Origin of the sequence: Magnetospirillum sp. UT-4, from assembly GCF_902729435.1 — a bacterium.
Taxonomy (GTDB): domain Bacteria; phylum Pseudomonadota; class Alphaproteobacteria; order Rhodospirillales; family Magnetospirillaceae; genus Magnetospirillum.
The window spans coordinates 24,067-45,297 of sequence record NZ_LR746522.1; the positions used below are offsets into that span (position 1 = coordinate 24,067).

26 protein-coding genes and 1 other RNA gene are annotated in these 21,231 nt (G+C 69.6%); 16 read left to right on the forward strand and 11 right to left on the reverse strand.

Going from position 1 to position 21,231, the window contains the following annotated elements; genetic code table 11:
* The first annotated feature begins 6 nt into the window (after positions 1–6).
* Together MTBUT4_RS16375 and MTBUT4_RS16380 are read left to right on the forward strand one after the other, a co-directional pair.
* Positions 7–1,257: an ankyrin repeat domain-containing protein gene (locus MTBUT4_RS16375; protein ID WP_173980776.1), complete on the forward strand. Its 1,251-nt coding sequence runs from the start codon at positions 7–9 to the stop codon at positions 1,255–1,257.
* Positions 1,258–1,350: 93 nt separating this feature from the next.
* Positions 1,351–1,818 (forward strand): CBS domain-containing protein, encoded by a 468-nt coding sequence (locus MTBUT4_RS16380; RefSeq protein ID WP_371738043.1) that lies wholly within the window; start codon positions 1,351–1,353, stop codon positions 1,816–1,818.
* Positions 1,819–1,987: 169 nt separating this feature from the next.
* Here the strand turns inward: MTBUT4_RS16380 and soxZ are convergent, their stop codons facing one another.
* Together soxZ and soxY are read right to left on the reverse strand one after the other, a co-directional pair.
* Entirely contained in the window at positions 1,988–2,314 is a 327-nt protein-coding gene (gene soxZ, locus MTBUT4_RS16385) for a thiosulfate oxidation carrier complex protein SoxZ (RefSeq protein WP_173980777.1), read from the reverse strand.
* A gap of 105 nt (positions 2,315–2,419) precedes the next feature.
* Positions 2,420–2,878 (reverse strand): thiosulfate oxidation carrier protein SoxY, encoded by a 459-nt coding sequence (gene soxY / locus MTBUT4_RS16390; protein WP_173980778.1) that lies wholly within the window; start codon positions 2,876–2,878, stop codon positions 2,420–2,422.
* A 243-nt stretch (positions 2,879–3,121) separates the two neighbouring features.
* Between soxY and MTBUT4_RS16395 the strand changes: the two genes are divergently transcribed.
* Positions 3,122–3,988, forward strand: a complete 867-nt coding sequence (locus MTBUT4_RS16395; RefSeq protein ID WP_173980779.1) for a hypothetical protein — start codon at positions 3,122–3,124, stop codon at positions 3,986–3,988.
* A 46-nt stretch (positions 3,989–4,034) separates the two neighbouring features.
* Here MTBUT4_RS16395 and argB read toward each other — a convergent pair whose 3' ends face one another.
* The 6 genes from argB to rpmH are packed head-to-tail and all read right to left on the reverse strand — an operon-like array spanning position 4,035 to position 8,145.
* Positions 4,035–4,952 (reverse strand): acetylglutamate kinase, encoded by a 918-nt coding sequence (gene argB / locus MTBUT4_RS16400; RefSeq protein WP_173980780.1) that lies wholly within the window; start codon positions 4,950–4,952, stop codon positions 4,035–4,037.
* Entirely contained in the window at positions 4,949–5,644 is a 696-nt protein-coding gene (yihA, locus tag MTBUT4_RS16405) for a ribosome biogenesis GTP-binding protein YihA/YsxC (protein ID WP_173980781.1), read from the reverse strand. Before yihA ends, argB begins: the two co-directional genes overlap by 4 nt.
* Positions 5,608–7,341, reverse strand: coding sequence for a membrane protein insertase YidC (yidC, locus tag MTBUT4_RS16410; RefSeq protein ID WP_173980782.1), 1,734 nt, complete (start codon positions 7,339–7,341; stop codon positions 5,608–5,610). Before yidC ends, yihA begins: the two co-directional genes overlap by 37 nt.
* Positions 7,338–7,616 (reverse strand): membrane protein insertion efficiency factor YidD, encoded by a 279-nt coding sequence (gene yidD, locus MTBUT4_RS16415; protein WP_173980783.1) that lies wholly within the window; start codon positions 7,614–7,616, stop codon positions 7,338–7,340. Before yidD ends, yidC begins: the two co-directional genes overlap by 4 nt.
* Positions 7,613–8,005, reverse strand: coding sequence for a ribonuclease P protein component (gene rnpA, locus MTBUT4_RS16420; RefSeq protein WP_173980784.1), 393 nt, complete (start codon positions 8,003–8,005; stop codon positions 7,613–7,615). Before rnpA ends, yidD begins: the two co-directional genes overlap by 4 nt.
* Positions 8,006–8,010: 5 nt before the next feature.
* Positions 8,011–8,145, reverse strand: coding sequence for a 50S ribosomal protein L34 (rpmH, locus tag MTBUT4_RS16425; RefSeq protein ID WP_163673800.1), 135 nt, complete (start codon positions 8,143–8,145; stop codon positions 8,011–8,013).
* 163 nt (positions 8,146–8,308) lie between these two features.
* Between rpmH and MTBUT4_RS16430 the strand changes: the two genes are divergently transcribed.
* The 11 genes from MTBUT4_RS16430 to MTBUT4_RS16480 all read left to right on the forward strand — a co-directional run bounded on the left by MTBUT4_RS16430 (position 8,309) and on the right by MTBUT4_RS16480 (position 17,008).
* On the forward strand, positions 8,309–9,076 hold the full coding sequence (locus MTBUT4_RS16430) for a methyltransferase domain-containing protein (RefSeq protein ID WP_173980785.1): 768 nt from the start codon (positions 8,309–8,311) through the stop codon (positions 9,074–9,076).
* 52 nt (positions 9,077–9,128) lie between these two features.
* Entirely contained in the window at positions 9,129–9,404 is a 276-nt protein-coding gene (locus MTBUT4_RS16435; protein WP_173980786.1) for a YciI family protein, read from the forward strand.
* Entirely contained in the window at positions 9,401–9,814 is a 414-nt protein-coding gene (locus tag MTBUT4_RS16440; RefSeq protein ID WP_173980787.1) for an EVE domain-containing protein, read from the forward strand. The genes MTBUT4_RS16435 and MTBUT4_RS16440 overlap by 4 nt, the downstream gene beginning before the upstream one ends.
* Entirely contained in the window at positions 9,811–10,146 is a 336-nt protein-coding gene (locus tag MTBUT4_RS16445; RefSeq protein ID WP_173980788.1) for a Rieske 2Fe-2S domain-containing protein, read from the forward strand. The genes MTBUT4_RS16440 and MTBUT4_RS16445 overlap by 4 nt, the downstream gene beginning before the upstream one ends.
* A 177-nt stretch (positions 10,147–10,323) precedes the next feature.
* Positions 10,324–12,261: an acetate--CoA ligase gene (gene acs, locus MTBUT4_RS16450; protein ID WP_173980789.1), complete on the forward strand. Its 1,938-nt coding sequence runs from the start codon at positions 10,324–10,326 to the stop codon at positions 12,259–12,261.
* A 57-nt stretch (positions 12,262–12,318) separates the two neighbouring features.
* Positions 12,319–13,143, forward strand: a complete 825-nt coding sequence (locus MTBUT4_RS16455) for an alpha/beta hydrolase (protein ID WP_173980945.1) — start codon at positions 12,319–12,321, stop codon at positions 13,141–13,143.
* Positions 13,144–13,280: 137 nt separating this feature from the next.
* An RNA gene (ffs, locus tag MTBUT4_RS16460) (signal recognition particle sRNA small type) lies at positions 13,281–13,379 on the forward strand.
* Between the two features lie 50 nt (positions 13,380–13,429).
* Positions 13,430–15,181 (forward strand): DNA polymerase III subunit gamma/tau, encoded by a 1,752-nt coding sequence (locus MTBUT4_RS16465; protein ID WP_173980790.1) that lies wholly within the window; start codon positions 13,430–13,432, stop codon positions 15,179–15,181.
* Positions 15,178–15,501, forward strand: a complete 324-nt coding sequence (locus MTBUT4_RS16470) for a YbaB/EbfC family nucleoid-associated protein (RefSeq protein WP_173980791.1) — start codon at positions 15,178–15,180, stop codon at positions 15,499–15,501. The genes MTBUT4_RS16465 and MTBUT4_RS16470 overlap by 4 nt, the downstream gene beginning before the upstream one ends.
* 130 nt (positions 15,502–15,631) lie before the next feature.
* Positions 15,632–16,219 (forward strand): recombination mediator RecR, encoded by a 588-nt coding sequence (gene recR, locus MTBUT4_RS16475; protein ID WP_173980792.1) that lies wholly within the window; start codon positions 15,632–15,634, stop codon positions 16,217–16,219.
* A gap of 159 nt (positions 16,220–16,378) precedes the next feature.
* Positions 16,379–17,008 carry a DUF4136 domain-containing protein gene (locus MTBUT4_RS16480; protein WP_173980793.1) on the forward strand — a complete coding sequence of 210 codons (630 nt, stop codon included), beginning with the start codon at positions 16,379–16,381 and terminating at the stop codon, positions 17,006–17,008.
* A gap of 2 nt (positions 17,009–17,010) precedes the next feature.
* Here the strand turns inward: MTBUT4_RS16480 and MTBUT4_RS16485 are convergent, their stop codons facing one another.
* Both MTBUT4_RS16485 and MTBUT4_RS16490 read right to left on the reverse strand, forming a co-directional pair.
* Positions 17,011–17,379 (reverse strand): MarR family transcriptional regulator, encoded by a 369-nt coding sequence (locus MTBUT4_RS16485; RefSeq protein WP_173980794.1) that lies wholly within the window; start codon positions 17,377–17,379, stop codon positions 17,011–17,013.
* Positions 17,380–17,471: 92 nt separating this feature from the next.
* Positions 17,472–18,878 (reverse strand): M17 family metallopeptidase, encoded by a 1,407-nt coding sequence (locus tag MTBUT4_RS16490; RefSeq protein ID WP_173980795.1) that lies wholly within the window; start codon positions 18,876–18,878, stop codon positions 17,472–17,474.
* Between the two features lie 103 nt (positions 18,879–18,981).
* On the opposite strand from MTBUT4_RS16490, the gene MTBUT4_RS16495 reads away from it, so the two are divergent.
* Positions 18,982–19,605: a glutathione S-transferase family protein gene (locus MTBUT4_RS16495; protein WP_173980796.1), complete on the forward strand. Its 624-nt coding sequence runs from the start codon at positions 18,982–18,984 to the stop codon at positions 19,603–19,605.
* A 90-nt stretch (positions 19,606–19,695) separates the two neighbouring features.
* Positions 19,696–20,721, forward strand: coding sequence for a hypothetical protein (locus tag MTBUT4_RS16500; protein ID WP_254434895.1), 1,026 nt, complete (start codon positions 19,696–19,698; stop codon positions 20,719–20,721).
* Between the two features lie 16 nt (positions 20,722–20,737).
* On the opposite strand, the gene MTBUT4_RS16505 is transcribed toward MTBUT4_RS16500, so the two are convergent.
* Positions 20,738–21,160 carry a DUF2141 domain-containing protein gene (locus MTBUT4_RS16505; protein ID WP_173980798.1) on the reverse strand — a complete coding sequence of 141 codons (423 nt, stop codon included), beginning with the start codon at positions 21,158–21,160 and terminating at the stop codon, positions 20,738–20,740.
* Positions 21,161–21,231 lie beyond the last annotated feature (71 nt).

Genomic DNA, 21,231 nt, shown 5'->3' on the forward strand with positions numbered 1-21,231 from the left:
CCCGCCTTGGCCATCGCCTTCGCCCCGTTCTCCGACGACGACGTCGAGCCCGAGGGCCAGGCGCATCCCGGACTGGTGGTGCTGCTGGCGCTGGCCACCATCGGCCTGCTGGCCTGGCTGATGCTGATCGACAAGCCGCCGCCCAAGGTGGCGGTGGCGGTCGAGACCCGCGCCGGCGCCCTGGCCGATCCCCGCCTGACCATGGCCCGCATCCAGTCCAACCTGGAGCGGGTGGCGGCGCGGACCCGGCCCTGGCCGCTGGCCAAGGGCGCCAAGGCCGACCCGCTGGAGGCGCTGGTCGATGCCTACGCCGCCTTGCTGAAAGGCCGCGAGCGCCGCTTCGATGCCGCCCTGGCCAAGGTCGAGGCCGCCGTCGAGGCGCGCCTGCCGCGGCCCGAACTGGCCGCCGACGATGCCGAGCGGGAGCAGCTGGTCGCCCGCCACCAGGCGATGACCGCCTATTTCGCCGGCCTCGACGCCCAGGGATCGGCCCATGCGCCGCCGCTGGCCCGCTTCATCCGCGCCATGCGCAAGGCCGACGCGGTGCTGTTCGCGGAAATCGCCGGCGGCCGCCCCGCCGCCATCGACACCCGCCGCGCCGAGGGCTCGGCCGCCGCCTCGGGCCTGTGGCTGCGCCTGCCGTGCCGTACCGCCCTGGGCCGGGCGGACGAGCTGGCCCGCCTGGCCAAGGCCTTCGGCCCGCTGGCCGGGCCGCTGCTCAACTGCCCGTCCGACGAGCGCGACGTCACCCGCCTGGCCGCCCTCGCCGCCGCCCCCGCCCGCCTGCTGACCGCCCGCGAGGTGCCGCCGCCACCGGTGCGGGCCGCCGAACCGCCGCCGGCGCCGCCAGAGGAGATGGAGGGGGACGGGAATGCCGACGCCGAGGCCGAGCCGGCCCCCGAACCGGTCGCCGTCGATCCCGACGCCGCCCTGACGCCGCTGATGAAGGCCGCCCGCGCCGGCGATGCCGCCGCCATCGAGCGCCTGCTGGCCGAGGGCGCCGAGGTCAACGCCCAGTCCTGGGACGAGGCCGCGACACCCGACCTGGAGGCCGATGGCCGCAGCGCCCTGATGTTCGCCGCCGCCTCGGGCTCGGCGGCGGCGCTGCAGGCCCTGCTGGCCGCCCGCGCCGACCCGTTCCAGGCCGATTCCAAGGGCCGGCGGGCCATCGACTACCTGTTGGGGTACGGCTCGCAGCCCCCCGCCAAACGCCTGGACCCGGCGGCGCTGCAGCCGCTTCTCCGCCGTTTGTATTGACCACCCCACCCATTCGGTCAGGATTGAAGCAGTGGCGCAGCCACCCCTTATGTCCTAGGTGCCTTGTGCGTACCCACGCGAAGAATGGGGCCCATGCGGAAGAACGGGGAGGATGCCATGCTGGTCAAATCCATCTTGAAGTCGAAGGCGCGGGGAGCGGGGGTGGTCACCGTCTCGCCCCAGGCCTCCATCGGCGAGGCGGCGGCGCTGCTGGCCCGCCACCGCATCGGCGCGCTGATCGCCACCCAGGCCGATGGCGGCATCGCCGGCATCCTGTCGGAACGCGACATCGTGCGCGGTCTGGCCGAGCAGGGGGATGCCTGCCGCCGCACCCTGGTGGGCGAGCTGATGACCGCGGCGGTGCTGACCTGCCGCGAGGACGATACCGTCGAGGAGTTGATGAAGACCATGACCGCGCGGCGGGTCCGCCACCTGCCGGTGCTGGATTCCGGCGGCCAGCTGGTCGGCATCGTCACCATCGGCGACGTGGTGAAGAGCCGCCTGGACGAGGCCGACATGGAGGTCGACAACCTGCGCCACTACGTGGCGGCGGCGCGGTAGCGGGCCCTCTTGGCAGGTTCGCCATGGCCGAGCCTTCGGCCGGTAGCATTGGGCCGGTAGCATTCGGGCCTCATCCTGAGGAGCCGCCGTAAGGCGGCGTCTCGAAGGATGAGGCTACGGATACCCTGTGGATCAGGCCCGCAAACGACGGAGACGGGCTTGGTCGACCTTACGAAACGACGATATCCGCCGAGTGCTCGTACTTCTCGCCGTTGTCGTCGTGGTAGGTCAGGGTGATCTTCCCCGATTCCGTCGCCAGCGCGTAGATGGTGACGAAGGGGTTGGCCGACATGGCGGTATGCCAGTCCGAGCTGACCACCACGTCCTTGTTCCAGGTGCAGACGAACTTGTTGATGATCCGGCGCGGGATCGGCGTGCCGTCGGGGTGCTTGCGCTGGCCCGATTCCATGTCGTGGGTGATCTGGGCCTTGATCTCGATGACCTCGCCCTTCTTCGCCTGGGCGGGGATGCGCGCCTTGATGGCGGGTGCAGCCATGATGGTAACTCCCTTTTGTCTTGTCGCTTCGCCCTCGCCGGGCGGGCGCTTCCGCGCCCTTGGCCGCGCCCTCAACGGGCGCAGGAGCGGCGCAGGCGCGCCGCTCTAGCAGCCGCCGATGGTGACCTTGATTTCCTGCTTCGCCATCCACACCGAGCCGTCGGACATGACGGCATAGGCGCGCACCGTCTGGGTCTTGCCCAGGCGCATGCGGAAGGCGATTTCGGCCTTGCCCGAACGCGGGGTGAAGAACCACGACGACACGCCGGGGGCGGGGTTGCCCTCGGCCACCACGTGGATGGCCTTGACGTGGTCGGCGGCGGTCATCGGGCTGTCCACGGCGACGCTGACCGGTTCGGCCGCGCCGCTCTCGGCGATGTCCTTCAGCCGCAGCTGGACCTTGCCCTCCTTGGCCGCGGCGCCGCCCAGCAGCTTCTTGACCATGTCGTCGGCCTCCTGCGGCGTCGCCGCCGCCAGCCGCGGCATCGCCGCCGCCGCGGCGCCCGCTCCGGTGGCCGCCAGGACCCGGCGGCGCGACCAGCCGCCCTTGTGTTGAGACACCATGATTCGTCCCTCCCTTTCCCGGGCCTTGGCCCGTTATGACCTGTTTGGCCGCGACGTTAGCGGAAGCGCCGGCCCCGACGCAACATCCGCATCAGCATTCGCTCAAGTACCGGCGCGAGCCCCCTCCTTCCAACCGCAACGCACACAGAGGCGCTTGCATTTTTTGCCCCGATTCCTCACAATGAGCCACCGCACAGAATTGTGCGAGCGGTCACCCGCAGGCTGACGAGAAGGGTCAAGGCCATGGTCGATGATATCGAGAATGCCGTCCGCGTGCAGGCGGCGATGGTGGTGCAGGTGGCCCCGGCCGTGACCGGTGTGGCCCCCGTTTCCGAAACCGCGAAGTCCGCCAACGACCCGGTCGATCTGTCGACCCGGGCGCGCAGCCTCGTCCAGGAATTGCAGGGCAGCCAGACCGTGGCCGAAGCGTGGCTGCAGCAGAAGACGGCGCCCGCCGAAATCACCGATCCCAGCAAGAGCGACAACCAGGACCGGCTGCTCGACCCCGCCGCCAAGGACGAGGAGAAGCGCCAGCAGAAGGCGCTGAAACAGAGCTTCGACACCGTGATGTCGGATATCGCCTGGCTGTTCGATGCCTTGGGCGCCAAGAAGGTGGATGGCGGCCCCATCGCCGAGGCCATCTCCCGCAAGGCCGCGGCCGCCGGCGTCGGAACCCGCCCGCCGGTGCACGAGGTGGTGTTGCGTGCCGAGCAGGGCGGCGGCGCCGCCGCGCTCTACGTCGAGAACCTGCACATCACCGTGCAGAAGGGCGAAGTGACCAAGGTCGAGGTGGAACGGGTGGCGCTGACCAACGTCCACGACACCCTGCGCGACCGCTTCTCCGGCACCGGCCGCCCGCTGGTGCTCGATGTCGGCGGCGAGCTGCAGCAGGTGGGCGGCACCGCCCTCGGCGCCGACCGCACCGCCGACGTGGTGATCTCGCCCAAGGCCCGCGCCGACAAGCAGCCCGGCGAGGATGTCGCCGCCCGCGACCGCGCCACCCCGCTGGACGACCCGCGCCACGCGCTGCTGATCGTGCGCGAGGGCGGCAAGCTGCACCCCGAGGGGACGCTGCGGCTCAAGCTGGACGCCCTGCTGCCGATCCGGTGAGCCGGTGATCTCCCCTCCCCGTCCATGGGGAGGGAAAAAAGCACCATCAGTCCCCCTTGATCAGGGTGCCGACGCCGTGCGGAGTGAACAGCTCCAGCAGCACCGCGTGCGCCACCCGTCCGTCCAGGATGACGGCGGCGTCCACCCCCTGCTCGACCGCATCCAGGCAGGTTTCCACCTTGGGGATCATGCCGCCCGAGATGGTGCCGTCGGCGATGTACTCCTTGACCTGGCTGGCGGTCATTTCGGGGATCAGGTTGCCGGCCTTGTCCAGCACCCCGGCGACGTCGGTCAGCATCAGCAGGCGGCGTGAGCCGGTGGCGGCGGCGATGGCGCCGGCGGCGGTGTCGGCGTTGATGTTGTAGGTCTCGCCCGAGCCGCCCATGCCGACCGGGGCGATGACCGGGATGATGTCCGATTCGCGGAAGAAATCCAGGATGTGCGGGGTGATCTCGGCCGGTTCGCCGACGAAGCCGAGGTCGATGATCTTCTCGACGTTGCTTTCGGGATCGCGCTTGGTCCGGCGCAGCTTGCGCGCCCGGATCAGGTGGCCGTCCTTGCCCGACAGGCCGACCGCGAAGCCGCCGGCCTCGTTGATGGCCGAGACGATCTGCTTGTTGATCTTGCCCGACAGCACCATCTCGACCACCTCGACCGTCTCCTGGTCGGTGAACCTGAGGCCGTCCACCCGCGGGGTCTGGATGTCCAGGCGCTTGAGCATCTGGTCGATCTGCGGGCCGCCGCCGTGGACCACCACCGGGTGCACGCCGACCTGCTTCAGCAACACGATGTCGCGGGCGAACAGGCGGGCGAGGTCATCGGATTCCATGGCGTGGCCGCCGAACTTCACGACGATGCTCTCGTCCGAGTACTGGCGCATGAAGGGCAGCGATTCGCTCAGGGTCTTGGCGCGCTCGAGCCAGGCCTTGCGGTCGTGCAGGATGTCGGGCGTCTCGTCGCTCATGGGGTTCGCTCCGGTTGGGCCAGTTGCAATAGTTCGGCGCGCAGCTCGGCGATGCCGGTCGCCTTCTCGGCCGAGGTCGGGATCAGGACGGGATGGGCGGCGACGTGGCGGGCGATCTCGACGCGGGTGCGCTCCGCCACCGCCTCCACCTCGGCCGATTTGGGCTTGTCCGCCTTGGTCAGCACCACCTGGTAGACCACCGCCGCCTGATCCAGCAGGGTCATCATCTCGCGGTCGCTGTCCTTCAGGCCGTGGCGGGAATCCACCAGCAGCATGCAGCGCTTCAGGGTCGGGCGGCCCTTGAGGTAGCCCCGCACCAGCCGGGTCCAGGCGTCCACCTTGTCCTTGGGCGCGCTGGCGAAGCCGTAGCCCGGCATGTCCACCAGGATCATCCGCCCCGAGATATCGAAGAAGTTCAGCTCCTGGGTGCGGCCCGGGGTGTTGGAGGTGCGCGCCACCGTCGAGCGCCCGCACAGGGCGTTGATCAGCGAACTCTTGCCGACGTTGGAGCGGCCGGCGAAGGCTACCTCGGGCAGGCCGAAGGCGGGCAGCTGGTCCAGCGCGGCGACGCCCCGCAGGAAGGTCACCTCGCGGGCGAACAGCAGCCGGCCGGCCTCCATGAGGCCGGCCGCTTCGTCGGCCTCGGACGCCCCGTTCAGGGCTTCACCCCGGCTTTGCGCATGATCACCCATTGCTGCAGGATCGACAGCGAGTTGGACCACGCCCAGTAGATCACCAGGCCGGCGGCGAACTGCCCGAGCATGAAGGTGAACAGGATCGGCAGGAACATGAACATCTTGGCCTGCACCGGATCGGCCGGCTGCGGGTTCAGCTTCTGCTGCAGCCACATGGTGATGCCCATGATCAGCGGCCATACGCCGATATGCATGAAACTGGGCAGATAGAGGTCGGGGTTCCACGGGATCAGACCGAACAGGTTCCACACGGTGGTGGGATCGGGCGCCGACAGGTCGTGCACCCAGCCGTAGAACGGCGCGTGGCGCATCTCGATGGTGACGAACAGCACCTTGTAGAGGGCGAAGAAGATGGGGATCTGGACCAGGATGGGCAGACAGCCCGAGACCGGGTTGACCTTCTCGCGCTTGTACAGCGCCATCATCTCCTGCTGCATCCGCACCTTGTCCTCGGAGAAGCGCTGCTGCAGCTTCTGCACCTCGGGCTGCAGCAGCTTCATCTTGGACATGGAGACGTAGGACTTGTTGGCCAGCGGGAACATGGCCGCCTTGATCAGCACGGTCAGCGCCATGATCGCCAGACCCATGTTGCCCAGGGCGTCGTGGAACATGCGCAGCAGATAGAAGAACGGCTTGGTCAGGAAGTAGAACCAGCCGAAATCGATGGCCAGGTCGAAGCGGTCGATGCCCAGCGCCTCGCCGTAGCCGTCCAGCAGGTTGACCAGCTTGGCGCCGGCGAACAGGTGGAAGCCGGCTTCCTCGGCCGCGCCCGGCGCCACCACCCGCGGACCGGCGGTGAAATCCACCTGGTAGCGGTCTGCGGTGTCGCCGCGCTGATGCACGAAGCGCCCGGTCACCTCGGCCTTCTGGTCGGGAATCAGGGCGGTCAGCCAGTACTTGTCGGTGATGCCGATCCAGCCGCCGGTGGTCTTGGCCTTGACGGTGGCGTCGGTCTTGAGGTCGTCGTAGGAGATCTCCTTCAGGCTGCCTTCGAGCACGCCGATGGGTCCCTCGTGCAGGATGTACATGCCCTCGGTCTTGGGCGTGCCGGTGCGCGACACCAGCGCATAGGGATGCAGGGTGGCCGGCTTGTCGCCATAGTTCTCGACCCGCTGGGCGACGCTGAACATGTAGTTCTCATCGAGGCCGAAGGTGCGCACGAAGCGCAGCCCCTCGCCGTTGTCCCAGGTCAGCACCACGGTGCCGCCGGCCTTCAATTCGGAGGCGGCGGCGGTCCACACCGCTTCGGGGCCGGGGGTCTTGACCGCCGGATCGGCGGGGACCCAGCCGAACTCGGCGTAATAGGGATGCGGCGCGCCGTTGGGCGACAGCAGCACGATCTCGGGGCTGGCCGGGTCGGGGGTCTCGCGGTAGTCGATCAGGGTGAGGTCGTCGAGGCGACCGCCCTTCAGCGCCACCGAGCCATGCAGGCGGGCGGAGCGGATGGGAATGCGCCGGCTCTGGGCCAGGGCCGCCTCGCGGGTCTCGGCCGGGCTGCGCTGGGCGGCGGCGGGAGCGGCCGGCGCCGCGTCGGTGGCGGACGGAACCGGGACCGGCGGCGTGCTGCCGGACTGGGCGGCCTCCGGCTGGGTGGCGGGCGCCGGCGCCTGGGGCGCGGGGAAAAGCCACTGGAACCCGAACAGGATCGCGACCGAGAGGGCGATGGCGAGGAACAGGTTGCGCTGATCGTTCATGACGTCCTATCCGGTGGCGCGGCCGGCGGGGTGCCGGCACGGCCCTTTGACTTCGGTTCGGGGACCGGGTCGTAGCCCCCGTCGTTCCAAGGATGGCACCGTGCCACCCGGCATATGGCCAGCCACGTGCCCTTCACCGCCCCGTGCCGGGCCAGCGCCTCCATGGCAAAGGAGGAACAGCTCGGCGTGAAGCGGCAGCTGGGCGGCAGGATCGGCGACACCAGCAGCTGATAGGCCCGCACCAGCCCCCGCAGCAGCCACGCCAGCGGGCTCATGGCGACACCGCCGCCGCGTCGGCGGACTCGTCCCCGCAACGCAGCGCGCCGACACGTTTAAGCGCGGTTCGCAAATCCTGCAAGAGAAGAGAATAAGGCCGCGTCACGGTCTCGGCGCGGCCGATCACCACATAGTCGGTCCCGGACCGGGCGGCGGAAGGGAAAACCTCGTCCACCGCGGCCTTGAGGCGGCGGCGGGCACGATTGCGGGCGACCGCGTTTCCCACCTTTTTGGAACAAGTGAAGCCGACGCGGACGGCGTCGGCTTCGGTATTCGTGTCCGGCGGCACGGGCGCCACCTGCAGGACCAGGCCGGGGGTGGCCCATTTGCGCCTTTGGCCGGCGACGCGGAGGAAATCCGCCCGCTTCTGCAGCCGCGCCAGCGCCAATGGGACTAGGCCGACAGCCGCTTGCGGCCCTTGGAGCGGCGGGTGGCGATGACCTTGCGGCCGCCGACGGTGGCCATGCGCGCGCGGAAGCCATGGCGGCGGGCGCGGACGAGCTTGCTGGGCTGATAGGTGCGCTTCACGACGAATACTCCGGTCCGAACCGATCTCGAAAAAGGAAGCAGCGCTTATAGGGCGTCCCCGCCCCGGAGTCAATCGCCCTATTTCCGAGGGGTCCTGGGAAAGCCCCCAGGGTTTCCTTCGGACCAAGTTTCGTTAAGATAACCGGACGAAAGGAGAGAGGGAATGCCCTGGGACCCCAAGCTCTATACCGCCTTCGCGGCGCCGCGGCTGCGCCCGGCGGCCGATCTGCTGGCCCGTGTCGATGCCGAAGGCCCGGCCCGGATCGCCGATCTCGGCTGCGGCACCGGTGCCGCCACCCGCCTGCTGGCCCTGCGCTGGCCCAACGCCGTTGTGGTCGGCGTCGATTCCTCGCCCGAGATGCTGCGGGCGGCGGCGGCCGGCACCCCGTCCGCCATCCGCTGGGTCGCCGGCGATGCCGGGACATGGACGCCCGAGGCGCCGCTGGACGTGCTGTTTTCCAACGCCGCGCTGCACTGGCTCGACCACCACGAGACCCTGTTCCCGCGCCTGATGGGGCTGCTGGCACCCCACGGCGTGCTGGCGGTGCAGATGCCGCACAACCACTACGCCGCCTCACACAAGGCCATGGGCGAGACCGTCGAGGCGGGGCCGTGGGCCTCGACCCTGCGCCCCCTGAGCCGCCGCTTCCCGGTGGCCGATCCGGAGATCTACTACGACATCCTTTCCCCCCACGCCCGCAGCCTCGACATCTGGGAAAGCGAGTACCTGCACGTGCTGGAGGGCGAGGACCCGGTGGTCAAGTGGACCATGGGCACGGCGCTCAAGCCCCTGCTCGACGCGCTGGAGGAGCCGCTGCGGGGCGAATTCCTGGCCGAATACACCCGCCGCATCGCCGAGGCCTATCCGCCGCGGGCCGACGGCCGCACCCTGTTCCCCTTCCACCGCCTGTTCATCGTGGCGAAACGGTAGCCCTTCCGTGTAAACCATGTCTCCGAACGCCCACAGCGGGAAAGGGACAGCCATGTACGTGGTCCATTGCCAGGACAAGCCCGATGCGCTGCAGCTGCGGCTCGACAACCGCGCCGCCCATCTGGAATACCTGCAGGCCAACATCGCCCATGTGGTGATGGCCGGGCCGGTGCAGACCGAGGACCGCTCGGGCATGCTCGGCAGCGTGCTGGTGCTGGACTTCCCCGACCGCGCCGGGCTCGATTCCTTCCTGGCCGTCGACCCCTATGCCCGCGCCGGGCTGTTCCAGTCGGTCACCGTGCTGCCCTACAAGAAGGTGCTGCCGTGAACCACTGGCTGGTCAAATCCGAGCCGGCCTCGTGGTCGTGGAGCGACCAGGTGCGCGACGGAACCACCGCCTGGACCGGCGTGCGCAACCACCAGGCCGCCAACTATCTGAAGGCCATGCGCCTGGGCGACACTGTCTTCTTCTATCACTCGGTGGAGGAGAAGCGCATCGTTGGCGTGGTCGAGGTGGCGCGCGAGGCCTATCCCGACCCCACCGCCGAGGACCCGCGCTGGGTCTGCGTCGACCTCAAGGCGGTGATGCCGGTGGCCCGCCCGGTGACCCTGGCCGACATCAAGGCCGAGCCGCGCCTGGCCGAACTGCCGCTGCTGAAGCAGTCGCGCCTGTCGGTGATGCCCATCGACCCGTTCAGCTGGTCAACCTTGTGCCGTATGGCCGGGGTGACGCCGTGAGCCGGGTCCTCTGCGCCCTCGCCGACCTGCCCGATCCCGGCGCCAAGGGTCCCATCCGCGTCACCATCGACGGCGAGGCCAAGGCGGTGTTCGTGGTCCGCGTCGGCGACATCCTGACCGCCTGGATCGATTCCTGCCCGCATCTGGGGGCGCCGCTGGAAATGGAGGAGGACCGCTTCCTCGACCTCACCGGCGGCGAGATCATCTGCGCGGTGCATGGGGCGCGGTTCCATCCCGAAACGGGGGCTTGCCTTTGGGGGCCGTGCCGGAACGGAAGGCTGACCCCATATCCCATCCGGGTGGTGGATGGCAGCATCGTCGCGGCGGTGTAGGCCCCGGGCAATATGCGACTTTCGTAACATTGCGCGACCACCGGCCCGAACGGATCAATTCGTGCGCGCCGGGGGTTGAGTCGGTTTTGGAATCCGACCATAATTCGCCGGCTAAGCGGGGAAAAAGCGCGCAGCCGGGTACGGCGCGCGTCAACCAACGAGTTGGAGACAACCGATATGACCGACCTCTTTCCGGTTCCCGCCGACTTTGCCAAGTCGGCCCTCATCGACGAGAAGACCTACAAGGAATGGTACGAGCGCTCGGTCAACGACCCCGACGGCTTCTGGGGTGAGCACGGCAAGCGGCTGGACTGGATCAAGCCCTTCACCAAGGTCAAGGACGTCTCCTATACCGGCGACGTGCACATCAAGTGGTTCGAGGACGGCACCCTGAACGTCGCCGCCAACTGCCTGGACCGCCACCTGGCCACGCGCGGCGACCAGACCGCCATCATCTGGGAGGGCGACGACCCGAACGAATCCAAGCACGTCACCTACCGCGAGCTGCACGAGCAGGTGTGCCGCCTGGCCAACGTGCTGAACGATCTGGGCGTCAAGAAGGGTGACCGCGTCACCATCTACCTGCCGATGATCGTCGAGGCGGCGGTGGCCATGCTGGCCTGCGCCCGCGTCGGCGCCATCCACTCCATCGTGTTCGGCGGCTTCTCGCCCGACGCCCTGGCCGGCCGCATCCAGGACTGCGATTCCTCGCTGGTGATCACCGCCGACGAGGGCCTGCGCGGCGGCCGCAAGGTGCCGCTGAAGGCCAATGTCGACAAGGCGCTGGAGACCTGCTGGTCGGTCAAGAACGTGCTGGTGGTCAAGCGCACCGGCGGCACCATCCACATGGTCGCCGGGCGCGACAAGTGGTACCACGAGCTGGTGGATGCCGCCCCGGCGACCCACAATGCGGTGGAGATGAACGCCGAGGACCCGCTGTTCATCCTCTACACCTCGGGCTCGACCGGCAAGCCGAAGGGTGTGCTGCACACCACCGGCGGCTATCTGGTCTATGCCTCCATGACCCACCAGTACGTGTTCGACTACCATGACGGCGACGTCTACTGGTGCACCGCCGACGTCGGCTGGGTGACCGGGCATTCCTACATCGTCTACGGCCCGCTGGCCAACGGCGCCATCAGCCTGATGTTCGAGGGCATCCCGACCTATCCCGACGCCTCGCGCTTCTGGCAGGTGGTGGACAAGCACAAGGTCAACATCTTCTACACCGCCCCGACCGCCATCCGCTCGCTGATGCGCGAGGGCGAGGAGCTGGTCAAGAAGACCAGCCGCGCGTCCTTGCGCCTGCTCGGTTCGGTGGGCGAGCCGATCAACCCCGAGGCGTGGCTGTGGTACCACCGCGTCGTCGGCGACAGCCGCTGCCCCATCGTCGATACCTGGTGGCAGACCGAGACCGGCGGCATCCTGATCACCCCGCTGGCGGGCGCCACGGCGCTGAAGCCGGGTTCGGCCACCCGTCCGTTCTTCGGCGTCAAGCCGGTGATGGTCGATGCCGAGGGCAAGGTCCTGGACGGCGCCGTCGAGGGCAATCTGTGCCTGGCCGAGCCGGGCTGGCCGGGCCAGATGCGCACCATCTTCGGCGACCACGAGCGCTTCGGTCAGACCTATTTCTCGACCTACAAGGGTTATTACTTCACCGGTGACGGGGCGCGGCGCGACGCCGACGGCTATTACTGGATCACCGGCCGCGTCGACGACGTCATCAACGTCTCGGGCCACCGCATGGGCACCGCCGAGGTCGAATCGGCCCTGGTCGCCCATCCCAAGGTGGCCGAGGCCGCGGTGGTCGGCTATCCGCACGAGATCAAGGGCCAGGGCATCTATGCCTATGTCACCCTGATCCAGGGCGAGGAGCCGAGCGAGGACCTGCGCAAGGAACTGGTGGCCTGGGTCAGGAAGGAGATCGGCCCGATCGCCAGCCCCGACCTGATCCAGTGGTCGCCGGGCCTGCCCAAGACCCGCTCGGGCAAGATCATGCGCCGCATCCTGCGCAAGATCGCCGAGAACGAGTACAGCAGCCTGGGCGACACCTCGACCCTGGCCGATCCCACCGTGGTCGACGACCTTATCGAGAACCGCATGAATCGCGGCTGATCGGTGTTATAAGGAAGGGGTCCGCCGATGCCGTCGGCGGGCCCCTTTTTCATGAGGATGCGCCGCGTGATCGCCGAGACCCTGGGAGCCGTGGCCGGAGGCTATCTGCTGCTGACCGGCGGCATGGCGGTATTCCAACGCGACTTCATCTACCATCCCGCCACCGAGCCGCCGCCACCGCCGGCCGAAATCGGGCTGCCCGAGATGGTGCCGGTGACCATGATCACCGGCGACGGCTATGTGATCACCGGCTGGTACGCCCCGGCGCAGAACCCGCGCGCCGCCACCGTGGTGCTGTTCCACGGCAATGCCGGCACCCTGGCCCACCGGGCGCGCAAGGCCCGCGCCTTCCTGGATGCCGGCTTCGGCATGTTCCTGGCGGAATACCGCGGCTATGGCGGCAATCCGGGCAAGCCCAGCGAGGAGGGGCTCTACGCCGATGCCCGCGCGGTGATGACGTGGCTGTCCAATGCCGGCATCCCCTCGGCCAAGGTGGTGGTCTACGGCGAGTCCCTGGGCAGCGGCGTCGCCGTGCAGATGGCCGCCGAGGCCGAACGCCTGGCCGCCCTGGTGCTCGAGGCCCCGTTCACCAGCCTGCCCGACCTCGCGCCGCCCTACCTGCTGCCCGGCAGCGCCCGGCTGCTGATGGTCGATCGCTACGACAACGCCGCCAAGATCGGGCCGCTCGAGATGCCGCTGCTGATCATCCACGGCGAACAGGACGGACTGGTCCCGGCCGCCATGGGCCGCGCCCTGTTCGCCGCCGCCACCGCCGCCGAGAAGGAGCTGTCGATCCATCCCGAGGCCGCCCACAACGACGTCTGGGACTTAGGGGGAGGCGAGGCCGCCCTGGACTTCCTCGCCCGCCGCCTGGTGAAATAACGTTTTCGCATGCCCTCGCCGGGCGCAAACCTCCGGTTTGCTTGGCCGCCGCCTCAACGGCGGCAGGGGCGGGGCATTTCACGCGCCCCGCCCAGCTTTGGCTTGCAATCACCGTCGACTCCCCCGATATTCCCGGCCGGGAGATCGGCGCGGACGGACCCGTCGCCAACCCGGTCAGGTCCGGAAGGAAGCAGCCGTAACGATTTCCGGTCCGGGTCGTGTCCGGTCTCCCACCTGAAAGGCGCCTCCTGGTGACATCACCGCCCGCGCGCTATATCCTCCCGCCATGACCGAGCCGTCGCCGACGCCCTATCGCGTCCTCGCCCGCAAGTACCGCCCCACCGACTTCGCCACCCTGATCGGGCAGGAGGCGATGGTGCGCACCCTGACCAACGCCATCCAGACGGGCCGGCTCGCCCACGCCTTCGTGCTGACCGGAGTGCGCGGGGTGGGCAAGACCACCACCGCCCGCATCATCGCCCGGGCGCTGAACTGCGTCGGTCCCGACGGCCATGGCGGCCCCACCATCGACCCCTGCGGCGTGTGCGAGCATTGCAAGGCCATCGCCGAGGACCGCCACGTCGATATCCTGGAAATGGACGCCGCCAGCCGCACCGGCGTCAACGACATCCGCGAGATCATCGAGGGCGTGCGCTACCGGCCGACCTCGGCCCGCTTCAAGGTCTACATCATCGACGAGGTCCACATGCTGTCGACGCAGGCGTTCAACGCGCTGCTGAAGACGCTGGAGGAGCCGCCCGAGCACGTCAAGTTCGTGTTCGCCACCACCGAGATCCGCAAGATCCCGGTCACCGTGCTGTCCAGGTGCCAGCGCTTCGACCTGCGCCGGGTCGAGATGGAGGTGCTGGCCGCCCATTTCGCCGGCATCGCCGAGAAGGAGCAGGCCGCCATCGAGCCCGGCGCCCTGCGCCTGATCGCGCGGGCCGCCGACGGCTCGGTGCGCGACGGGCTGTCGCTGCTGGACCAGGCCATCAGCCACGGCGCCGGCACGGTGTCGGAGGCCCAGGTGCGCGACATGCTGGGCCTGGCCGACCGCGCGCGGGTGTTCGACCTGTTCGAGCGGGTGATGAAGGGCGAGATCGGCCCCGCCCTCGACCTGCTGGGCGAGCAATACGCCCTGGGCGCCGATCCGGCGGTGGTGCTGCAGGACATGCTGGAGCTGACCCACTGGCTGACCCGGCTGAAGATCACCCCCGACGCAGCCGATTCCTCGGCCGCCTCCGAGACCGAGCGGGTCAAGGGCGGGGCCATGGCGACGGCGCTGTCGATGGCGCAGCTGACCCGGGCCTGGCAGATGCTGCTGAAGGGCCTGGCCGAAACCCGCTCCGCCCCCAATCCGCTGCAGGCCGCCGAGATGGCGCTGGTGCGCCTGGCCTACGTGTCCGACCTGCCCAGCCCGGCCGAGCTGGTCGAGCAGTTGCGGGCCAACCCGCCTTCCCCCGCGCCGCGCGGACCGGGCGGCGGCGGCGCCCCCGCATCCGGCGGCGGCTTCACCGCCGCCATGGCGGCGCCGGCCCCCGCCGGCCCAAGTGGTGGCGGCGGTGCCACCGCCCTGGCCGCCGCCGCGCCCATGGCCCAGTTGCCGCCCATGCCGGCCACCTTCGCCCAGGTCGCAACGCTGTTCTCCGAGAAGCGCGAGGGCCGCGTCGCCGTGGCCCTCAAGACCCAGGTCCATCTGGTCCGCTTCGAGCCCGGCCGCATCGAGTTCCGGCCCGGCGCCTCGGCGCAGTCCGACCTGGCCCCCACGGTGGCGCGGCTGCTGGGCGAGTGGACCGGGCGGCGCTGGACCGTCACCGTCAATTCCGTCGAGCCGGCCGAGCCCACCCTGGCCGAACAGGAGGCCCTGGCCGAAACCCGCCGGCGCGAGGATGCCGCCAGCCACCCGCTGGTCCAGGCGGTGCTGGCCGCCTTCCCCGGTGCCACCGTCGAGGTGGTGCGCGACATCGCCGCCGACGAGCCCGAAGCGGGCGAACTCGCCTTCGACGCCGACCAGATCGCAGGAGAAGAGGAACCATGAAAAATCTCGGCAACCTGATGAAGCAGGCCCAGCAGATGCAGACCAAGATGGCCGAGATGCAGGCCCGGCTGGCCGAGATGGAGGTCTCGGGCGCCGCCGGCGGCGGCATGCTGGAGGTGACGCTGAACGGCAAGTTCGAGCTGCGCAAGATCAAGATCGACAAGGCCCTGGTCGATCCCGAGGACGTCGAGGTGCTGGAGGATCTGATCGTCGCCGCCTTCAACGACGCCAAGGCCAAGGCCGAAGCGGCCATGGCCGACGAGATGGCCAAGATCACCGGCGGCCTCAACCTGCCCCCGGGCATGAAGCTGCCGTTCTAACTCTGAAAGCCCCTCCCCTCGCTTGCGGGGGGAGGTCGGGAGGGGGGCTGCATCCGCTGGCTTCGCCGTCGCCCCCCACCCCGACCCTCCCCCGCAGGCGGGGGAGGGAGATTGTGGAGGTGCGCATCCCATGGTCGGACCCGAGCTCGAACGCCTGATCCAGGTGCTGTCGCGGCTGCCCGGGTTGGGGCCGCGTTCGGCCCGGCGGGCGGCCCTGCACCTGATCGAGCGCAAGGACGTGCTGATGCGGCCCCTGGCCGAGGCGCTGGCGTCGGCGGCCGACAGCGTGCGCCGCTGCCCGGTCTGCGGAAATTTCGACAGCGTCGAGCCCTGTGCCATCTGTTCCGATCCGCGCCGCGACGACGGCCTGCTGTGCGTGGTCGCCGATGTCGGCAGCCTGTGGGCGATGGAGCGCACCGGCGCCTATGCCGGGCGCTACCACGTTCTGGGCGGCCTGCTGTCGGCGCTGGACGGGGTGGGGCCCGAGGATCTGGGCATCGCCCGGCTGGTGACCCGGGCCGCCGCCGCGCGCGAGGTCATCCTGGCCACTCCCGCCACCGTCGAGGGCCAGACCACCGCCCATTACATCGCCGACCGCCTGGCCGGCACCGGCGTCGCGGTGTCGGGCCTGGCCCATGGCGTCCCGGTGGGCGGCGAGCTGGACTACCTGGACGACGGCACCATCAGCGCCGCGTTGCGGGCGCGGCGGAGCCTGTGAATAGACTCCCTCCCCCTTGTGGGGAGGGTTGGGGTGGGGGGCTGGCGCCGCCTGCATTTGCGGCCGCCAACCCCACCCCCGACCCCTCCCCATGGAAGGGGAGGGGGAGTTCACCTTCCGCGCCATGAAACCGCCGCGATCCGGGGCCATCTTGAGGGCATGAACCGCGCATTCGCCTTGCTCGCGCTGCTGTTTCTCGCCGCCTGCACCACGCCCATCGTGCAGACCGACGTCACCCGCTTCCATACGTTGGAGGCGGGGCCGGGGCCGCGCAGTTTCACCATCCTGCCCGAGAACGGCCAGGCCGGCAGTCTGGAGTTCCAGCGCAATGCCGAGCTGGTGGCGGCGGCGCTGCAGGCGCGCGGCTGGCGGCCGCTGCCGGCCAGCGCCAATGCCGATGCCGTGGTGACCCTGGGCTGGGGCTTGGGGCCGGCCCACACGGTGACCTGGCAGACCCCCAGCTCGGTGTGGACCGGCACCGGCTTCGGGTCGCGCTCGAGCTGGTACGGCGGCGGCATCGGCTTTCCCCTGGGCGACCCCTTCCCCTACTGGGAGACCCGCTCGGACACCCGCCATCCCAAGTGGCTGTCGGTCGCCATCCTGGACGGTCCGGCGTACCGGGGCGGCCAGCGGAGAGTGCTGTTCGAAGGTCGCGCGGTGACCGAGCGCGGCCGCCAGGAGATCGCGCCGCTGATGCCCTATCTGGTGCAGGGATTGTTCACCGGCTTCCCCGGCGGGTCCGGCACCACCATCCGGGTCGATGTACCGGTGACCGGCACCGCGCCGTAGGCTCAGCCCTGGCCGGACTCATCGCCGCCGGTGGCGGCGGCGGCGGTCACGATCATCTCGCCGAATTCGCGCAGATAGACCGAGCCCTTGACGGTACGCTGCACAAGCACCGACCGGCGATCGGTCTCGTCGGTCTTGCGCTTGACCAGGCCCAGCTCGGACAGCCGGTCCAGCGCCCGCGTCACCGCCGGCTTGGAGATGTTGAGGGTGGCGGCCAGGCCGCGCACGGTGTGGGGCGGCGGCGTCAGGTAAACGGTGAGCAGCAGCGCCATCTGCCGCGCCGACAGGTCGGGCGCGTCGCGGCGGACGCTTTCGACGATGGCCCCGCGCCAGAGATCCAGCGCCTGCACCGCCTTGAGTTGGAACCCCATTCTGTCGCCGTCCGTTCGTTCCGCTGACGAAATCTTTTATCCCACCGGGAAGGTTCCGGCAATGGCTCGATTGGGAGTTACGCCCAGATTGGTTAAGTTTTGGTTCCAAAGCGTTGCACCGCCACCGAAAAGAGGGCGCGCAGGGCCATCGCCTCGCCGCCTTCCGGGCGGCCGGGGCGCGTGCTGGGATTCCACGCCATCAGGTCGAGATGGGCCCACGGGATGCCAGCCGGCACGAATTCCTGCAGGAACAGGGCGGCGGTGATGGCGCCGGCATGGGGTGAATCCGAGACGTTGGCGATGTCGGCCACCTTGCTGTCGAGCATGCGCCGGTAGGGCTTGAACAGCGGCAGCCGCCACAGCGGGTCGGATTCGGCCTCGCCGGCCCGCAGGATGTCGCCGGCCAGCAGGTCGTTGTTGCAGAACAGCGCCGGCAGGTCGGTGCCCAGGGCGGTGCGGGCGGCCCCGGTCAGGGTGGCGAAGTCGAGCAGCAGATCGGGCTTGTCGCGGCCGGCCTCCCACAGCGCGTCGGCCAGGATCAGGCGGCCCTCGGCGTCGGTGTTGCCGACCTCGACACTCATGCCCTTGCGGGTCTGCAGCACGTCGAGCGGGCGCATGGCGTCGCCCGAGACGGCGTTCTCCACCGCCGGAATCAGCACCCTGAGGCGCACCGGCAGCTTCGCCGCCATCACCATCGCCGCCAGCCCGAGGGCGTGGGCGGCGCCGCCCATGTCCTTCTTCATCAGCTTCATGGCGGCCGAGGCCTTGAGGTCGAGGCCGCCGGAATCGAAGCACACCCCCTTGCCCACCAGGGTGAGACGCGGCGCCCGCTCGTCGCCCCACACCAGGTCGATCAGCCGCGGCTGGCGGGGATGGCCGGCGGCGCGCCCCACCGCGTGGATGGCGGGATAATTCTCGGCCAGCAGGCCCTCGCCGACGATGACCCGGACCCCGGCGCCGTGTTTCGCCGCCAGCGCCTCGGCGGCGGCGGCCAGTTGCGGCGGCCCCATGTCGGCGGCCGGGGTGTTGATGAGGTCGCGGACCAGCGCGATGGCGTCGAAGGCGGCCTCGACATAGGCGCGGTCGGCGCCCTCGGGCCAGACCAGGGCCGGCCAGGCGCGGCCGCCCTTGGCCTTGTAGCGGTCGAAGGAATAGGTCGCCAGCAGCCAGGACAGCGCCGCCCAGGTCGCCGCCTTGGGATCGCGCGCGGGCGAAAGGCGCCAGGTGCCCGGCGGCAGCTTGCCCGGCAGCTGGGCGATGGTCCAGGGATCGTCGTCGTCGCCCAGGCCGGCCAGCATCAGCGCCAGGGCGCCGCCCTTGCCCGGCACCGCGCAGACGGCGCCGGCCTCGGCGGAAAAGCCGGACGCCTTCACCCAGGACCGCGTCGCCGCCGGCTGCGCCGCCAGCCAGCCGTCCAGCTCGGCCTTGCGCAGGGTCACCAAATCCGCCGCGTCGGCCGCATCCACCACGTAATCCACCACCACCGCACCTCCCGTCATTGCCGGTGCAAGGATGGCCCAGTCGGCGGCGGCTGAAAAGACCGGCTTGCGTCCAGGCGACCGAGGGCGCGATCATCCCGCTCGGAAGACAGGGAGGTCCGCCATGGACGAATTGGTATTGGTCATCGGCAGCCGGCGCTGGTCGTCGTGGTCGCTGCGCCCCTATGTGGCGGCGCGCATGGCCGGTGCCACTCCGCGGCTGGTCGAGATCGCCCTGCGCCGGCCCGAAGCCAGGGCGGACATCCTGAAATGGTCGCCCTCGGGCAAGGTGCCGTGCCTGATCCACGGCGCGGTGGTGGTGTGGGATTCCCTGGCCATCTGCGAGTACCTGGCCGAACTGTTCCCCGCCGCCGGCCTGTGGCCCGAGGATCGCGCCGCCCGCGCCGTCGCCCGCGCGGTCTCGGCCGAGATGCATTCCGGCTTCCCGGTGCTGCGCCAGACCTGTTCCATGGAGCTGTGCGCCACCACGCCGCTGGCGGACATCCCCGCCGATCTGGCCGCCGAGCTGGAGCGCCTGGACGCCATCTGGACCGACTGCCGCGCCCGCTTCGGCGCCGGCGGGCCGTTCCTGTTCGGCCGCTTCTCGGTGGCCGACGCCATGTTCGCGCCGGTGGCGACCCGCTGCGCCACCTACGCGCTGCCGCTGGGCGAGGGCGCCGCCGCCTACCGCGATACGCTGCTGGCCTTGCCGGCGCTGGCCGAATGGCGCCAGGGGGCCTGCCCCTAACCCCTGCATGTGCGTGCAGATTCGCGGTTTCGCGCCGCCGCGTTTCGCGGCAATATGTGCGCGCGCGACGCTCGGGGGGCGCCAGAGGTCATGGCTGAAGAAGAACTCAAAGCGATCAGCGACAGCGACATGGATTCCATGTTCGTGCTGCCGCTCTCCATCATCCCGCTGGAGACGCCGGCGCTGCAGAGCGCAAAGCTGATCAAGAACGTCCGCCTGAAAAGCGTCATCGAGATCTTCTCCGACGACCAGACCGGCTCGGGTCAGGTCGACATCGAGAGCCTGCCGCGCATGTTCAACTGGAATCCGGACGAGTTGCACCCGGACCACGCCGTCCTGCGCCGCCTGGCCCTGCTGCCCAGCTACGACGTCTATTCGCTGCGCATTTCCTTGCGCGAGCACGGCATCCCGGTGAACGACTTCTCGGCCCTCAAGCTGAGCCCGGACAAGGCCAGCGAGCTGACCAAGTACATGGTCATGTTCACCCGCCCGCTGATGAAGATGATCTACGCCGACGAGGCGGTGAAGGTCGAAAGCTACGACGACCTGCTGCACCTGTTCCGCGACCCCGACGTGCGCAAGGCGAAGCAGCGCCTCGAGCAGATGGCCACCAGCCTGAACATCGACATGTTCGACGTGCCCCGCTTCCTCGAGGATTACGGCGACACCTTCCTGTCGCTGTCCTATTACCGCCACTCGCTGGACCGCCTCGAGCCCTACTTCACCGCCTGCGTCGCGGCCATGAAGCCGATCCGCACCCATTTCCAGCTGCGCCAGAACCAGGGCCTGATGAAGACCTGCGACATGATCGAGGACACCATCAACAACATGTCGGCCGCCATCACCGGCCGACTCGAGGTGTTCGAGCGGCGCACCCGCGAGATGTGGGGCAACCTCAACCAGGAAGAGTTTCGCCAGGTCAAGACGCTGATCGAGCGCTACCACGTCACCATCGGCGCGGTGCTGTGCGGCCTGACGGTGAAGATGAACACCTTCGCCCGCACCTTCCCGCGGCCCAGCACCGGCGGCCCGGTCAAGCGCGCCGACTTCATGGCCTCGGAGATGATCCAGGGCATCGAGATCATCCGCAATTCCGAGAAGCAGTTCGCCCTGTAGGGAATGCGGGGCGGCCTCAGTAACGCACCGTCATCACCACCTCGCCGCCCGCGTCCGGCAGGTCGAAGGCCGAGTCGGCGAAAGCCGGCGGGCCGCTGACCTCGGGATCGTTGGACAGGGCGTAGCCCTCGGTCGGGATCATGCCCATGAAGCGGTCGAGGCCGCCGTCGCCGTCCTCGTCGTGATAGGCCATGATGGCGTAGCGGCCGGCCGGCAGCCCCTCGAAGCGCACCGTCACCCGCCCCGCCGCCGCCGGCGCCTCCCGCAGCGCCACCGCCTTGTCCTCCTTGCGGAAGGTCTCGGCGCGGTCGTAGAGGCCGACCCGCACGCCGCCCCGGTCGTGGGCGAGTCCTTCCAGGATGGCGGTAAGGTCGGCGGCGGCGGCGGGCCAGGCGGCCAGCGCCAGAAGCAGGGCGGCCAGGCGGACGGGAGCGGTCATGGCGGGATGGGCCTCGATAAATCCGGAACCGCTCCAAAGTGCCGCACAATGCCGTTCAATTCCATGCGAAT

Excerpts from the sequence above, each read along its gene's own strand:
- MTBUT4_RS16380 (WP_371738043.1), top strand. The coding sequence starts at position 1,351 with ATGCGGAAGAACGGGGAGGATGCCATGCTGGTCAAATCCATCTTGAAG.
- soxZ (WP_173980777.1), bottom strand. The coding sequence starts at position 2,314 with ATGGCTGCACCCGCCATCAAGGCGCGCATCCCCGCCCAGGCGAAGAAG.
- soxY (WP_173980778.1), bottom strand. The coding sequence starts at position 2,878 with ATGGTGTCTCAACACAAGGGCGGCTGGTCGCGCCGCCGGGTCCTGGCG.
- MTBUT4_RS16395 (WP_173980779.1), top strand. The coding sequence starts at position 3,122 with ATGGTCGATGATATCGAGAATGCCGTCCGCGTGCAGGCGGCGATGGTG.
- argB (WP_173980780.1), bottom strand. The coding sequence starts at position 4,952 with ATGAGCGACGAGACGCCCGACATCCTGCACGACCGCAAGGCCTGGCTC.
- yihA (WP_173980781.1), bottom strand. The coding sequence starts at position 5,644 with ATGGGTGATCATGCGCAAAGCCGGGGTGAAGCCCTGAACGGGGCGTCC.
- yidC (WP_173980782.1), bottom strand. The coding sequence starts at position 7,341 with ATGAACGATCAGCGCAACCTGTTCCTCGCCATCGCCCTCTCGGTCGCG.
- yidD (WP_173980783.1), bottom strand. The coding sequence starts at position 7,616 with ATGAGCCCGCTGGCGTGGCTGCTGCGGGGGCTGGTGCGGGCCTATCAG.
- MTBUT4_RS16430 (WP_173980785.1), top strand. The coding sequence starts at position 8,309 with ATGCCCTGGGACCCCAAGCTCTATACCGCCTTCGCGGCGCCGCGGCTG.
- MTBUT4_RS16435 (WP_173980786.1), top strand. The coding sequence starts at position 9,129 with ATGTACGTGGTCCATTGCCAGGACAAGCCCGATGCGCTGCAGCTGCGG.
- acs (WP_173980789.1), top strand. The coding sequence starts at position 10,324 with ATGACCGACCTCTTTCCGGTTCCCGCCGACTTTGCCAAGTCGGCCCTC.
- MTBUT4_RS16455 (WP_173980945.1), top strand. The coding sequence starts at position 12,319 with ATGCGCCGCGTGATCGCCGAGACCCTGGGAGCCGTGGCCGGAGGCTAT.
- MTBUT4_RS16465 (WP_173980790.1), top strand. The coding sequence starts at position 13,430 with ATGACCGAGCCGTCGCCGACGCCCTATCGCGTCCTCGCCCGCAAGTAC.
- MTBUT4_RS16470 (WP_173980791.1), top strand. The coding sequence starts at position 15,178 with ATGAAAAATCTCGGCAACCTGATGAAGCAGGCCCAGCAGATGCAGACC.
- recR (WP_173980792.1), top strand. The coding sequence starts at position 15,632 with ATGGTCGGACCCGAGCTCGAACGCCTGATCCAGGTGCTGTCGCGGCTG.
- MTBUT4_RS16480 (WP_173980793.1), top strand. The coding sequence starts at position 16,379 with ATGAACCGCGCATTCGCCTTGCTCGCGCTGCTGTTTCTCGCCGCCTGC.
- MTBUT4_RS16485 (WP_173980794.1), bottom strand. The coding sequence starts at position 17,379 with ATGGGGTTCCAACTCAAGGCGGTGCAGGCGCTGGATCTCTGGCGCGGG.
- MTBUT4_RS16490 (WP_173980795.1), bottom strand. The coding sequence starts at position 18,878 with ATGACGGGAGGTGCGGTGGTGGTGGATTACGTGGTGGATGCGGCCGAC.
- MTBUT4_RS16495 (WP_173980796.1), top strand. The coding sequence starts at position 18,982 with ATGGACGAATTGGTATTGGTCATCGGCAGCCGGCGCTGGTCGTCGTGG.
- MTBUT4_RS16500 (WP_254434895.1), top strand. The coding sequence starts at position 19,696 with ATGGCTGAAGAAGAACTCAAAGCGATCAGCGACAGCGACATGGATTCC.
- MTBUT4_RS16505 (WP_173980798.1), bottom strand. The coding sequence starts at position 21,160 with ATGACCGCTCCCGTCCGCCTGGCCGCCCTGCTTCTGGCGCTGGCCGCC.